The organism is Mucilaginibacter sp., from assembly GCF_039921305.1.
Taxonomy (GTDB): Bacteria; Bacteroidota; Bacteroidia; order Sphingobacteriales; family Sphingobacteriaceae; genus Mucilaginibacter.
The window spans coordinates 1-13,278 of the sequence record NZ_JBDSCA010000078.1 but is presented as its reverse complement, the minus strand read 5'-3'; the positions used below and the strand labels follow the sequence as shown (position 1 = coordinate 13,278).

Here is a 13,278-nt window from a genome sequence, read left to right as displayed (position 1 = left end):
TAAAAAAGACATGTTACACGATCCGAACCATATCTATATTTTCGACACTACGCTGCGCGATGGCGAGCAAGTGCCCGGTTGCCAGTTGACAACCCCTGAAAAAGTTGAAATTGCTAAGGAACTGGAAGCCCTCGGTGTTGATGTTATCGAAGCGGGTTTCCCGGTATCAAGTCCTGGTGATTTTTTAAGCGTTGTTGAAATTTCAAAGGCGGTTAAAAATCCTACCATTTGCGCGCTTACCCGCGCTAATAAGGGCGATATTGATGTAGCTGTTGAAGCTTTAAAATATGCGAAGACTCCGCGTATCCATACGGGTATCGGTTCATCTGATATGCACATCAAATACAAATTTAACAGCACCCGCGAAGAGATCTTGGAGCGTGCCGTTGAAGCGGTTAAGTATGCCAAAAAATCCGTCGAAGATATTGAATTTTATGCCGAGGATGCCGGCCGTGCCGATGTGGAATATTTGGCTAAGATGGTAGAGTCGGTCATCGCGGCAGGTGCAACTGTTGTAAACATCCCGGATACCAACGGTTATTGCCTGCCCGATCAGTACGGTTCAAAAATAAAATACCTTAAAGAGAACGTTAAAAATATAGACAAGGCCATTATCTCGGTTCATTGTCATAATGATTTAGGATTGGCGACAGCCAACTCCATAGCCGGTTTACAAAACGGCGCCCGCCAGGTAGAATGTACCATTAACGGCATAGGCGAACGCGCCGGAAACACATCAATGGAAGAAGTAGTGATGATACTAAAAACACACTACGGCTTAGGCTTAACCAGCACCATCAACACCAAACACTTTTTTGAGTTAAGCAACATGGTAAGCAGCATGATGCGTATGCCTGTGCAGCCCAACAAAGCTATTGTAGGCGCTAATGCATTCGCACATAGCTCTGGCATACACCAGGATGGTTTTTTAAAGCATCGCGAAAACTACGAGATCATTTCTCCGGAAGATGTAGGTTTCCCTAACGCCAGTATTGTATTAACCGCACGCAGCGGAAGGCATGCCTTAAAATTCCATTTGGCGCGTTTGGGCCATCATTTGGATAAGGGTGAGCTTGACCTTACTTACAAAACCTTTTTAACCCTGGCCGATAGCAAGCTGGATATTACCGACGAAGATTTGTTGATGTTGGTAGGTGCAGGTAAATTAGTATAATCAGTTATTATAAAATAGCTTAATAAAATAGAATTAAAATGAGCAAGACATTATTTGATAAGGTGTGGGACACTCACGTAGTACGTAAAATTGAAGGTGGACCCGATGTGTTATTTATTGATCGCCATCTTATCCACGAAGTTACCAGCCCTGTTGCCTTTTTAGGTTTAAAAAGCAGGGGTATTAAAGTGTTGTACCCTAACCGCACATTTGCTACGGCAGATCACAACACCCCTACTATTAACCAGCATTTGCCGGTTGCCGATCCATTATCGGCCAACCAGTTAAAGGCTTTGGAAACTAATTCTAATGAATATGGTATCAGCCACTGGGGTTTAGGTCACCAAAAAAATGGTATCGTTCACGTGGTAGGTCCTGAATATGGAATTACCCAACCGGGCGCAACCATAGTTTGTGGCGATTCGCATACATCAACGCATGGTGCATTTGGCGCTATCGCTTTTGGTATCGGTACATCAGAGGTTGAAATGGTACTTTCTACCCAGTGCATTATGCAGCCTAAGCCTAAAAAAATGCGCATTAATGTAAATGGCAAAATGGGTGTAGGTGTTACACCTAAGGATGTTGCCTTGTTCATCATATCACAACTAACCACATCGGGTGCAACAGGTTACTTTGTTGAGTACGCCGGTGAGGTTTTTGAGAACATGAGCATGGAAGGCCGTATGACGGTTTGTAACCTGAGTATTGAAATGGGTGCCCGCGGTGGTATGATAGCTCCGGATGAAACTACCATTAACTACGTTAAAGGCCGTGAGTTTAGCCCTAAAGGCGAAGCATGGGATAAAGCATTAGCTTATTACAAAACCTTAAAAACTGATGCTGATGCTGTTTTTGATAAAGAATTAACTTTTGATGGTTCATCTATCGAGCCAATGATCACCTACGGTACAAACCCGGGTATGGGTATGGGTATTTCGCACGAGATTCCGGATGCAGCTCACGCAGAGGGTGGCGCAACTACCTATGCAAAATCATTAGGTTATATGGGTTTCCACGAAGGTGAATCTATGATAGGCAAAAAGGTTGATTTTGTGTTTGTTGGAAGCTGTACTAATGGCCGTATTGAAGATTTCAGAGCATTTACTTCCCTTGTAAAAGGCAAGCACAAAGCCGATGATGTTACCGTTTGGTTAGTACCAGGCTCGCACATTGTTGAGGCTCAGATTAAAGAAGAAGGTTTACTGGATATATTAACCGAGGCAGGTTTTGAATTGCGCCAGCCGGGTTGCTCCGCTTGTTTAGCCATGAACGATGATAAAGTTCCGGCTGGTAAATACGCGGTGAGTACCTCAAACAGAAACTTTGAAGGCAGACAAGGGCCAGGTTCACGCACGATGTTAGCAAGCCCTTTAGTGGCAGCAGCAGCGGCAGTTACCGGTGTAGTTACCGATCCGAGAACGTTAATTGAAGAACTTGTCTAACACAAAAAAAGAAACAAAATGGCTTACGATAAATTTAATATAATAACAAGCACAGCGGTTCCATTACCTATAGAGAATGTGGATACCGACCAGATCATCCCTGCCCGCTTTTTAAAAGCGACAGAGCGTGTTGGATTTGGAGATAACCTTTTCCGTGATTGGAGATACAATCCGGATAATTCACCTAAACAGGATTTTGTACTGAACAATCCCACTTATAGTGGTAAAATACTGGTTGGTGGCAAAAACTTTGGTTCGGGCTCATCCCGTGAGCACGCTGCATGGGCTATTTATGATTATGGTTTCCGTGCTGTGGTATCCAGCTTTTTCGCGGATATCTTTAGGAACAACTGTTTGAACATTGGTGTATTACCGGTACAGGTTAGTGCGGAATTTGCTGATAAGATCTTTTCGGCTATCCATGCTGATCCAAAAACAGAGTTGGAAATAAACCTACCGGAGCAAAGCATCACGCTTTTATCAACAGGGGAAAAAGAGTCGTTTGACATTAGCCCGTATAAAAAAGATAACATGATAAATGGCTTTGATGATATTGATTATCTGCAAAGCATTAAAGGCGAAATTGAAGAGTTTGCTGCAAACCTTCCTCTTTAACAGGAATATATAACAGAGCGCCTCATTACCAATTTGAGGCGCTTTGATAAAACCAAACCTAAGAAATCCTGTAATGACAAGAAGGAAAATTGAGATAATGGATACTACACTTCGCGATGGAGAACAAACATCGGGAGTATCATTTTCTGTTTCTGAAAAGCTGACCATCACGCAATTACTATTAGAAGAGCTATTGGTTGACCGTGTGGAGATCGCTTCGGCCCGTGTGTCTGAAGGTGAATTTCAGGCGGTTAAAAATGTGTTAAGCTGGGCGCACCGAAACGGTTATGCCGACAAAATAGAGGTTTTAACCTTTGTTGATAATGGAGTATCTATTGAGTGGATGGTAAACTCTAATGCCAAAGTTCAAAACCTGCTGACCAAAGGCTCCATGAACCACCTTACGCATCAGCTTAAAAAAACACCGGAACAACATTTTACCGAGATCAAACAGGTGATTGAACTGGCCCAAAGTAAAGGTATTGCTACAAACGTTTACTTGGAAGACTGGAGCAATGGCATGCGCAACTCGCCAGACTACGTTTTTGAGATGCTTGATTTTTTGGCGACACAACCTGTTAAAAGGATACTTTTACCTGATACTTTAGGTATATTAACTCCAGCGGAAACCTTTAAATTCCTATCATCTATCAAATCGAAATACCCGGCTACCCATTTTGATTTCCATGCGCATAACGATTACGACTTGGGTACGGCAAACGTTTTAGAGGCTGTGAAGGCCGGAATAGATGGCTTGCACTTAACTGTTAACGGTATGGGCGAACGGGCAGGTAACGCGGCAATGGCAAGTGTGATAGCGGTGATTAAAGATTTTGTACCCGAAGTTGAAATGCACCTGAAGGAATCGTCTATCTACAAGGTGAGTAAACTGGTTGAAACTTTTTCGGGTATCCGGATACCATCCAATAAACCTATTGTTGGCGAAAATGTGTTTACCCAAACAGCGGGCATCCATGCCGATGGCGATAACAAAAACAACCTTTATTTTAACGACTTGCTGCCCGAGCGATTTGGCCGTAAGCGTGAGTATGCCCTGGGTAAAACATCAGGCAAAGCCAATATCGAAAAAAACCTGCAAGAGTTAGGTTTAAAGCTGAATGATATCGATCTGAAAAAAGTAACCCAACGCGTAATTGAATTGGGCGACAGGAAAGAAACGGTTACCAAAGAAGATCTGCCGTACATCATCTCGGATGTGCTGGATAGCAATTTGTATGAGGATAAGGTTATCGTAGAATCGTATGTGTTGATGAACGCGATGGGTTTACGTCCATCGGCAACCATATTGGTAACTATTGATGGCGAGCAATTTGAAGAAAATGCGCAGGGCGATGGTCAGTTTGACGCTTTTATGAACGCGTTGGCCAAAGTGTATGCCAAAAAAAGTAGGTGTTTACCTAAACTGATAGACTACGCGGTACGCATAGCACCCGGTAGCAGCAGTGATGCCTTGTGTGAAACCATCATAACCTGGGAAACCGAGCATAAGAAATTTATCACCCGTGGGTTGGATTCGGACCAAACGGTTTGCGCTATTAAGGCTACCCAAAAAATGCTGAACATTATTTAGATTAAGGAGCAAAGCACAAAGATTAAAGACAAATACCAATCAAAATATAACACAATCATAAAATGAAATTGAATATCGCCCTTTTAGCAGGAGATGGAATTGGCCCTGAGGTAATTGACCAGGCCGTTAAGGTATCGGATGCTGTAGCCAAAAAGTTCGGCCACGAAATTGTATGGACGTCGGCTCTAACGGGCGCAGCTGCCATTGATGCCGTTGGTGAGCCTTACCCAGATTCTACACACGAAGTTTGTATGGCTGCCGATGCGGTATTATTTGGCGCTATCGGTCACCCGCGTTTTGATAATGATCCTAAAGCAACCGTTCGTCCGGAGCAAGGCTTGTTAAAAATGCGTAAAAAGCTGGGCCTGTTCGCAAACGTTCGTCCTACTTTCACCTTCCCTTCCCTCATTGATAATTCTCCGTTAAAACGTGAGCGTATCGAGGGTACGGATCTGATCATTCTACGTGAGTTAACAGGGGGTATCTATTTTGGCGAACGTGGTCGTAAAGATGATGGTAACACCGCATTTGATACCTGTACTTATACCCGTGCCGAAGTTCAGCGTTTAGCTAAGTTAGGCTTTGAAATGGCCATGACCCGTAGCAAAAGACTTTGCTGTGTAGATAAAGCCAACGTATTGGAAACATCACGCTTATGGCGCGAAACCGTTCAGGATATGGAAAAAGATTTCCCTGAGGTTACCGTTAGTTATGAGTTTGTTGATGCTGTTGCCATGCGTTTAGTACAATGGCCAAACAGTTATGATGTAATGATCACCGAGAACCTTTTTGGCGATATATTGACTGATGAAGCCTCTGTAATTTCTGGTTCAATGGGATTGATGCCATCTGCATCTATCGGCGTCCACACTTCATTATTTGAGCCTATACACGGTTCTTATCCACAGGCTGCCGGTAAAGATATCGCTAACCCTTTGGCAACCGTTTTATCTGCCGCTATGATGTTTGAAGATGCTTTCGGTTTGAAAGAAGAAGCCGAATTGATCCGTTCGGTTGTAAACAAATCATTAGCCGAAGGTATTGTAACCGAAGACCTTTCCGGAAAAAACAAAGCTTACAAAACAAGCGAAGTTGGCGATTGGCTGGCTAAAAACATATAGCTATATTTGCATCTACATAGTTAGCAATAACACTTTGTAACCGTTGTCCGTTAATTGCGGACAACGGTTACTGCTTTTTATACCCCCGACAAATGATGACAGGTTCAGATGCAAAATTAAACTTCAAGGCAGCTTCCCAACGGTTAGCTAATGTGGTAAAACATACCGAACTAAGCTATAATGCTAACTTATCTGCAAAATACGAGTGCGAAATTTATTTGAAACGCGAAGACCTTCAGGTTGTTCGCTCGTATAAATTACGTGGCGCGTATAACATGATATGCCAGTTAACGCAAGATGAGCTTAACCGTGGTGTAGTTTGCGCCAGTGCTGGTAACCATGCGCAAGGTGTAGCCTTTTCGTGCAGCAATTTGGGCACACAAGGCGTTATTTTTATGCCCGAAATTACCCCGAGCCAAAAAGTTAAACAAACCGAAATGTTTGGCGCGGGCAAAGTGAAGATAATTTTGGTTGGCGATACCTTTGATGACTGCCTTGCCGAAGCGTTGATCTACACCGAAGCCAATAACATGACGTTTATCCCTCCTTTTGATAATTATAGTATTATAGAAGGACAGGGAACCGTTGGCGTTGAAATATTGCAAGATTTGCCTGATGTTGATTCTATAATTATGCCTGTTGGCGGCGGTGGCTTATCCGCCGGTGTTGGCAGTTATCTGCGACAAGAAAAACCGGACACCTTATTAATAGGTGTTGAGCCCGAAGGTGCCCCATCTATGTTTAAAGCTTTAGAAGCGAATGAACCCATTACCCTGGCCGAAATCAATCGCTTCATTGATGGCGCGGCTGTAAAACGAGTTGGCTCGTTAACTTATAAAATTTGCCAACAGGTTTTGGATGATATGCTGCTTGTACCCGAAGGTAAAGTTTGTACCACCATACTTAAATTATATAACGAAGATGCTATTGTAGTTGAACCGGCAGGTGCACTTTCTGTATCGGCGCTTGATTTGGTTAAAGATCAAATCAAAGGTAAAAAAGTGGTTTGTGTGGTAAGCGGTGGCAATAATGATATTGAGCGCATGCAAGAGATCAAAGAACGCTCACTATTATACGAAGGGTTAAAGCACTACTTTATCGTTCGTTTCCCGCAACGACCGGGCGCTTTAAAGGTGTTCGTGAACAACGTTTTGGGGCCACATGATGATATTACGCGTTTTGAGTTTATCAAAAAAACTAATCGCGAAAGCGGACCCGCTTTGGTTGGGATTGAGTTAAAATCGGCGGATGACTATACAGCATTAATGAATAGGATGCAGGAGTTTAAGTTTGACGTTAAAGAGTTAAACAGGGATCAGACTTTGTTTGAGTATTTGGTGTAATTGGTTCACTGGTCATTAGTTCACTTGTATCAGCTCAAGTTTCTTATTCCCGGTTAGAAAGCACCAATCAACTAATGAACAAGTGAACCAATGAACTAACTATAGCCACTGCCCGTATTCAAAATACTTCTTGATCTCCACATTCACCATCATACCCTCGGGATATTTGCCACGTTCAATGTTAAGGGCGCGTAAGCGGGTACCGTCTTTTTCTAACAATATCTCTTCGTAAAAGCCTTTAAATAGTACCTGCATTACTTCCCATTTCTTTTTGCCAAAGCGTGGCACTATTATAATAACATTTTCGGGAGTAATGGCTACGTAACGGCGGCTTGCCACAATACGGCATATCTTTGCTTGTTCTTTATTTAGTACTGAGCAATGTGATAACAACTGCGCTGTGTAAAGCATTTTAGGCTTGCTGTACATTTCGGCAGGTGTACCGGCTTCAACTACTTCGCCATCCTTTAAAACGATCAGGTCATCAGCCATAGAGAGCACCTCAGCAGGATCATGTGATACCATGATCACCGTAAGGCCAGTATCTTTTACTATCTGCCGGATAGTTTGCTGCAAGCCCTCCCGGAAGGAAGCGTCAACCTGGTTAAAGGGTTCATCCAAAAATAAAACTTCGGGGCTGGTTATTAATGCTTTGGCAATAGCTACGCGTTGCTTTTCGCCACCGCTCATATCGGCAACACGCTGGTCTTTTAGATCATAAATCCGTAGCTGGCGCAATGCTTTTTCGGTAGCAGCCTGCTTGTAGTCAATATCAATGTTTGATAGCAACGACGATATGTTTTCCCAGGCAGTAGCAAACAAATTCAGATCATCAGTATGCTGGGTAACCATCTTCATTTTATCATGGCCAGGAATTAGCTTTTCAATCGGGCCCATCACTATCTCACCTTTGTAAAGCACCTCGCCTTCGGTTGGTTCAAGCAACCCGAATAACAATTTAAGCAAGGTGCTTTTACCGCTACCGCTTTCGCCAACAATGGCTGTTATTTTACCCTCCTGAAAGGAGAGTATGACATTGTTTACGCCCGAAATTCTGTCCTCGTTATAGTTTTTCGTTACTGATACCACCTCCAAAAATTGCCCTTGCTCCATAGCGGCAAATATACAAGAAAACAAAAACCCCGGCGTAATTCCGGGGTTCGTTTTGTGTCATAAATTGATTGTTTAGAATCCTAAAACCAATCCAAAGTTGAAGTTCTTCAAACCCTTTTGAGCGGGGCTATTTTCAAACATATCGTTGAAGTAATATTTAGCATAGATCCCCAGGTCGCCATAAGCTATACGGGCAAAACCTCCGTATTCAAAGCGTGTAAAATGGAAATCATTAAAGTTTTTCTTCTTCCCATACTCATCACTGATCTGTTTTTGCATACCATCAATCAGGAAACCTGCCTCTGGACCAAATACAAAGTGAAACCTTTTGCCATCCTTATATTCTCTGGTACGAATATCAAATGACAGCGGCAATACCAAATAGTTTGATGAAAAACGATTTTTACTATAGTTAACCGTTGCAGGCACATAAGTTAAAGTTGGTACATCGGGCACTATATTGATATTTTTTTTCAAGCGGATTAATGTCCAGTCGAAACCTCCGGCTAATGATAATTTGAAGTTATCGTTAAAACGGTAGCCTATTTTCAACAAATCGAAACCAACATTGCTTGTTTTAATTTGGCGGTAATCCAAAAAGTCATTAGCTGGCGATAAGGTAAAGCTGCCATTATCAAGTAAGGTTGCAAAGCCCAGATGCAAATTAGTAAAGGTCAAACCGAAAGAGAAGCCTGATTTTGGCTTTGCAGCGGCCCGTATTTTTTTCCCAAAGCTAACGCTTGTTGTATCTCCGCCAGCTCCAATGCGCACCCTAACATGTTTTTTGCGAATTGTTGTATCTCTTTTAATTGTATCTGTGTTGATTTGTTCAGCATATAAGCTTCCCATCATTCCGCAAAATATTGCGGCAAGTATTAAACGTTTCATAATATTTTAATAGTGGTTTTAGATTGAATTTATTTGTCCTTTTTAGCTTTTAGCAGCCCTAAATTTACACCGGTAACGTTAAAGCTATCATCGTCGCTGGTGTTGGTGAACTCTATCAGTTTGTCTTCGCGTTTGTCGACTTTGGCGATAACAACATTCAATAAGTCTCCAAGACTGTGTATTTTGTGTTTTTTAGTTGGTTCTGGCTTGGTAGCATTTAAACTTGCTATTACAGGATTTGCATTTTTAGTTGTAAGTACATTTGTACTTTTTGTGATTGCAGTTCTGCCTATATTATCGGGCACCAGGCCTGTGCTTTGAGCCTGAATTGTATGTACCTGATCAATAGTTTGATTATCTGCTTTTTGATTTACAGCAGCAATATAGCGTGATTCACTTTGGGCTGTGTCAATACTTTTTGCCACAACGCTTTCAGCATGGCTAACAGTTGTTCCACTTTGCCTATGTTTAACCGATGGTTTAGTTTCGGCAATAACCGGGCTTTCTGTATAATCTACCGATGGTTGTATAGGTGCTATAACCCGGCTACCTTGGCTATCGCCAGTTGCTTTAAATGCAGGGTGAAGCGCTATAATTTGATGCTCTGGCCTGATGAAGAATAAGCCTACAGCCATTAGCAAAACAATACCGGCCGCTATCTTCATAAAGGGTAAACCGCCTTTTTCTTTTTTGCCATCCAGTTCATTAGCAATATTGTTCCAAACATTTGCCGATGGCTCCACCTCCATATCGCCCAACTTTGAGTTAAACAGCTGGTCAAAATCCTTATCCGACGCTTTCATATTTCTTTCCCTCCATTTTATAGATCTGTTCCTTTAATATCCCACGGGCTCGTGACAGTTGCGATTTTGAAGCGCCCTCGCTGATACCCATTATCTCTCCAATTTCTTTATGCGAATAGCCTTCTATCGCATACATGTTAAACACCATTTTATAACCCGGAGGCAGTTGCGCAATGATGGCTAACAAATCCTGCACGCCTAAGTTTGACGCCGCCACCGGATCAACCGATTGTTCTTCGCCAGCGGTTTCAATATCAACAACCTGCATCATTTTGTGGTTTTTACGATAGTATTCTATCGAACTATGAACCATGATCCTCCGTACCCATCCTTCAAACGAACCCTCTCCCCTAAAATCATCCAGCTTTTTAAAAACCTTAACAAAACCATTCTGCAGCATATCTTCAGCCTCCATCCTATCAGTAGCATACCGCATACAAACACCGAGCATTTTTGAGGCCAGCAGCTTATATAACAGCTCCTGCATTTTTCGCTGGCCCTTTCGGCAACCTTCGATCAATTCCTCTATAGTATATTTATGTTCCAAAAACATCATTTAAAGGTAAGATGAAAGAACCGGGCAAATGGTTGCATGGATTTTAACATTTTTTTACAATTAATTTGTAATGCACGAAATTAGCACTGGAACGAGGTATTATTGTTAGAACAAAGAAATATTACGTAGCGGTGTTATATGCGATATTATAAAATAAGAATGTAACTTAGGTAACATGAACATAAACCTGATTGCTAAAAATAAAATAGCAGATTATATTGAGCAACATCCGGAAACCTACACCTACCTTTCAACCTGGCTTAAAGGATATAAGTATAGGGAAGGAAGGCCAAAGGTTAATTCAGGGCCTATATTAGGTTCGCTTGTAGGTAGCTCGCAATTAGGTACAAGTAATTATTTGGTTAAGTATAAAATGAACCTTTGGCTCGGAACGGCTTACATTATATTTTTAGGTACGCGCGAAGAAGAAAGGGCTTACCATGAAAAAGAAATGGAAAAGTATATGGCTAATAACCCGGGCGAAAAATTAAAAACGGTAACCATTACTCACCATGTCAAATCTACCAGTATTAAAGTTTCGGATAAAAAAGTATTAATTACAGCTGATAAAAAAGCTGTGTTGAATACGCCACCGCTTACAGAGACTATAGAATTAACTTTTGACGATGCCACAGAAGAAGAACTGAATAGCGAGGGTTTTGCATCAAAAGAAGAATATGAAAAAGCATTAGAAAGAGCTATTACCATATTCGATGCCAAGCCCGAAACTGATGAATTTAATGAATTAGTTCTATTACTTCCGCTGATTAAAAGTTATGAACACCATAATATTAAGCTACCTAAATTTAATGCCTTAAACGCTCTTAACCTGCGGCTAAAAGAACTGAATATGATACCCGAATATTTGTCTTATACAATAGGTAGTGTAGAAAAGGCAGAACTATTATTTTCAGGCAAAAAACTACCCACCGATTTGGTTATAGCAAAAGTTTATAAACGCCTTGGGTTTTCGTTCCCAGTTGATAGAAATGATTTTTATTAGATAGATTATCGATTTCGCATCCTACAATACTTATAAATCTTCACGGCCGACATCAGGATCATCGCGAAAACGATCAATCCCAACACGCCAAACATCCAATCAACAGCATTTTTAAGTACTGCTAAGAAAACGATAGCAAACAAGAATAAAGTGGCAACCTCATTCCACAAACGGAGCTGGGTTGATGTCCAGGTAAAAACGCCGCGGCGCATTTGTTTCATTTTTCCCTGACAGATCAGGTGATAACCGATCAAACCGACAACAAAACAAAGCTTAACTATCATCCAGGGTTGATCAAGCAGATAGGGATTTAAGCAAAGCATAGTTACACCTGCCGCCGCGGTTAGCAGCATGGCAGGTGTGGTAATGATGTTCATCAGCTTGCTCTCCATCACCTCGAATTGTTTGGATAGGATATCGCGCTCCAACTCGGGTTTTTGTTGAGCTTCTGTATGATAAATAAATAAGCGCACCATATAAAACAACCCCGCCATCCAGCAGACCACAAATATGATGTGTATCGATTTAATATACAGATAGTACTGCATTGCGTTTAGTAAGAATATTCTTTTATGAGCTGTACCGCGTATTTCACATTATCAAATGGAATATCCGGCATAATACCGTGCCCCAAATTGAATATAAAACCAGGCTCGCCGCGCATACGTTCGAATAGTTTGTGGATGCGATCTTTAATAACCGTTTTATCGGCATACAAAATATGCGGATCAAGGTTACCCTGAACAGCCATACCTTGCGGTATACGTTTTTTGATATCCAACAGGTCTATGTTCCAGTCGATAGATATTACATCAGGTTTTGCCTCGGCCATTAATGGTGCAAATACCGAACTACCTTTACAGAAAGAGATCACTGGGATATCTTTACGGTTGAGCTTGCTAATGATCTCGACAATATAACGATGCGAAAACTCCTTGTAATCGTCCCAGGCCAAAGCTTGTGCCCAACTGTCAAATATTTGCACGGCATTTACACCGGCAGCAATTTGCAGGTTCAGATAATCTGCCGTAACCTGCGCAATTTTTGATAACAATTGGTGAGCCATCGCGGGCTCGTTGTGTAGCATCAGTTTGGTTAGCTTAAAATCCTTCGACGATCCGCCTTCCACTAAATAACTCATTACCGTAAACGGCGCACCTGCAAAACCTATTAATGGTATTTTACCATTCAGGCGTTGTTGAATTACCTTAATGGCATCAGCAACATATTGCAGCTTATCGCCAACATTAACCTGCAGATTGTCAATATCCTTTTGTGTGCGTACAGGGTTAGCAAAGCGCGGACCAATATTAGCGGTAAAGCTTAGATCTCCACCCATGGCCTCACCTGTTACCAATATATCCGAAAATAAAATAGCGGCATCAATATCTAACAGATTAACCGGTAGCATGGTTACATCGGCAGCCAGTTCGGGTGTTTTGCACATTTCGAGAAACGAGTATTTGTTTTTGATATCCCAATACTCTTTCATAAACCTTCCGGCCTGGCGCATCATCCATACGGGTGGGCGCCCGGTGGTTTCACCAAATGCGGCTTTAATAAATAACGAATCCTTCATATACAATATAAAAGGCAAATATTAGCTTGCCCTTTGGTTTTTTAATT

13 protein-coding genes are annotated in these 13,278 nt (G+C 41.8%); 7 read left to right on the top strand and 6 right to left on the bottom strand.

The window, feature by feature from the left end; genetic code table 11:
* The first annotated feature begins 10 nt into the window (after nucleotides 1–10).
* The 6 genes from ABIN91_RS22335 to ilvA all read left to right on the top strand — a co-directional run bounded on the left by ABIN91_RS22335 (nucleotide 11) and on the right by ilvA (nucleotide 7,289).
* Entirely contained in the window at nucleotides 11–1,174 is a 1,164-nt protein-coding gene (locus ABIN91_RS22335; RefSeq protein ID WP_348053838.1) for a 2-isopropylmalate synthase, read from the top strand.
* Between the two features lie 38 nt (nucleotides 1,175–1,212).
* A complete protein-coding gene (gene leuC, locus ABIN91_RS22330) occupies nucleotides 1,213–2,619 on the top strand; it encodes a 3-isopropylmalate dehydratase large subunit (RefSeq protein ID WP_348053837.1) in 1,407 nt (468 codons plus the stop codon).
* Nucleotides 2,620–2,637: 18 nt separating this feature from the next.
* On the top strand, nucleotides 2,638–3,234 hold the full coding sequence (gene leuD, locus ABIN91_RS22325; protein WP_348053836.1) for a 3-isopropylmalate dehydratase small subunit: 597 nt from the start codon (nucleotides 2,638–2,640) through the stop codon (nucleotides 3,232–3,234).
* Between the two features lie 73 nt (nucleotides 3,235–3,307).
* Complete coding sequence (locus ABIN91_RS22320) at nucleotides 3,308–4,825, top strand: alpha-isopropylmalate synthase regulatory domain-containing protein (protein WP_348053835.1); 1,518 nt, start codon at nucleotides 3,308–3,310, stop codon at nucleotides 4,823–4,825.
* 62 nt (nucleotides 4,826–4,887) lie between these two features.
* A complete protein-coding gene (gene leuB, locus ABIN91_RS22315; protein ID WP_348053834.1) occupies nucleotides 4,888–5,946 on the top strand; it encodes a 3-isopropylmalate dehydrogenase in 1,059 nt (352 codons plus the stop codon).
* A gap of 95 nt (nucleotides 5,947–6,041) precedes the next feature.
* Nucleotides 6,042–7,289 carry a threonine ammonia-lyase IlvA gene (ilvA, locus tag ABIN91_RS22310; RefSeq protein ID WP_348053861.1) on the top strand — a complete coding sequence of 416 codons (1,248 nt, stop codon included), beginning with the start codon at nucleotides 6,042–6,044 and terminating at the stop codon, nucleotides 7,287–7,289.
* Nucleotides 7,290–7,388: 99 nt separating this feature from the next.
* Here the strand turns inward: ilvA and ABIN91_RS22305 are convergent, their stop codons facing one another.
* From ABIN91_RS22305 to ABIN91_RS22290, 4 genes are all read right to left on the bottom strand, one after another.
* A complete protein-coding gene (locus ABIN91_RS22305; RefSeq protein WP_348053833.1) occupies nucleotides 7,389–8,402 on the bottom strand; it encodes an ATP-binding cassette domain-containing protein in 1,014 nt (337 codons plus the stop codon).
* Between the two features lie 72 nt (nucleotides 8,403–8,474).
* Nucleotides 8,475–9,290: a PorT family protein gene (locus ABIN91_RS22300; RefSeq protein ID WP_348053832.1), complete on the bottom strand. Its 816-nt coding sequence runs from the start codon at nucleotides 9,288–9,290 to the stop codon at nucleotides 8,475–8,477.
* A gap of 29 nt (nucleotides 9,291–9,319) precedes the next feature.
* Nucleotides 9,320–10,093 (bottom strand): hypothetical protein, encoded by a 774-nt coding sequence (locus tag ABIN91_RS22295; protein ID WP_348053831.1) that lies wholly within the window; start codon nucleotides 10,091–10,093, stop codon nucleotides 9,320–9,322.
* On the bottom strand, nucleotides 10,077–10,646 hold the full coding sequence (locus tag ABIN91_RS22290) for an RNA polymerase sigma factor (protein ID WP_348053860.1): 570 nt from the start codon (nucleotides 10,644–10,646) through the stop codon (nucleotides 10,077–10,079). Before ABIN91_RS22290 ends, ABIN91_RS22295 begins: the two co-directional genes overlap by 17 nt.
* A 178-nt stretch (nucleotides 10,647–10,824) precedes the next feature.
* Between ABIN91_RS22290 and ABIN91_RS22285 the strand changes: the two genes are divergently transcribed.
* The gene (locus ABIN91_RS22285) at nucleotides 10,825–11,652 is read left to right on the top strand and encodes a hypothetical protein (RefSeq protein WP_348053830.1); all 828 of its coding nucleotides are present in this window, start codon (nucleotides 10,825–10,827) and stop codon (nucleotides 11,650–11,652) included.
* A gap of 5 nt (nucleotides 11,653–11,657) precedes the next feature.
* Here ABIN91_RS22285 and hemJ read toward each other — a convergent pair whose 3' ends face one another.
* Both hemJ and hemE read right to left on the bottom strand, forming a co-directional pair.
* Nucleotides 11,658–12,200, bottom strand: a complete 543-nt coding sequence (gene hemJ / locus ABIN91_RS22280; RefSeq protein WP_348053829.1) for a protoporphyrinogen oxidase HemJ — start codon at nucleotides 12,198–12,200, stop codon at nucleotides 11,658–11,660.
* 5 nt (nucleotides 12,201–12,205) lie between these two features.
* Nucleotides 12,206–13,231, bottom strand: coding sequence for a uroporphyrinogen decarboxylase (hemE, locus tag ABIN91_RS22275; RefSeq protein WP_348053828.1), 1,026 nt, complete (start codon nucleotides 13,229–13,231; stop codon nucleotides 12,206–12,208).
* Between the last annotated feature and the right edge of the window lie 47 nt (nucleotides 13,232–13,278).

Excerpts from the sequence above, each read along its gene's own strand:
- leuB (WP_348053834.1), top strand. The coding sequence starts at position 4,888 with ATGAAATTGAATATCGCCCTTTTAGCAGGAGATGGAATTGGCCCTGAG.
- hemE (WP_348053828.1), bottom strand. The coding sequence starts at position 13,231 with ATGAAGGATTCGTTATTTATTAAAGCCGCATTTGGTGAAACCACCGGG.
- ABIN91_RS22335 (WP_348053838.1), top strand. The coding sequence starts at position 11 with ATGTTACACGATCCGAACCATATCTATATTTTCGACACTACGCTGCGC.
- ABIN91_RS22290 (WP_348053860.1), bottom strand. The coding sequence starts at position 10,646 with ATGTTTTTGGAACATAAATATACTATAGAGGAATTGATCGAAGGTTGC.
- ABIN91_RS22300 (WP_348053832.1), bottom strand. The coding sequence starts at position 9,290 with ATGAAACGTTTAATACTTGCCGCAATATTTTGCGGAATGATGGGAAGC.
- ABIN91_RS22285 (WP_348053830.1), top strand. The coding sequence starts at position 10,825 with ATGAACATAAACCTGATTGCTAAAAATAAAATAGCAGATTATATTGAG.
- ABIN91_RS22305 (WP_348053833.1), bottom strand. The coding sequence starts at position 8,402 with ATGGAGCAAGGGCAATTTTTGGAGGTGGTATCAGTAACGAAAAACTAT.
- ABIN91_RS22295 (WP_348053831.1), bottom strand. The coding sequence starts at position 10,093 with ATGAAAGCGTCGGATAAGGATTTTGACCAGCTGTTTAACTCAAAGTTG.
- hemJ (WP_348053829.1), bottom strand. The coding sequence starts at position 12,200 with ATGCAGTACTATCTGTATATTAAATCGATACACATCATATTTGTGGTC.
- ABIN91_RS22320 (WP_348053835.1), top strand. The coding sequence starts at position 3,308 with ATGACAAGAAGGAAAATTGAGATAATGGATACTACACTTCGCGATGGA.
- ilvA (WP_348053861.1), top strand. The coding sequence starts at position 6,042 with ATGACAGGTTCAGATGCAAAATTAAACTTCAAGGCAGCTTCCCAACGG.
- leuD (WP_348053836.1), top strand. The coding sequence starts at position 2,638 with ATGGCTTACGATAAATTTAATATAATAACAAGCACAGCGGTTCCATTA.
- leuC (WP_348053837.1), top strand. The coding sequence starts at position 1,213 with ATGAGCAAGACATTATTTGATAAGGTGTGGGACACTCACGTAGTACGT.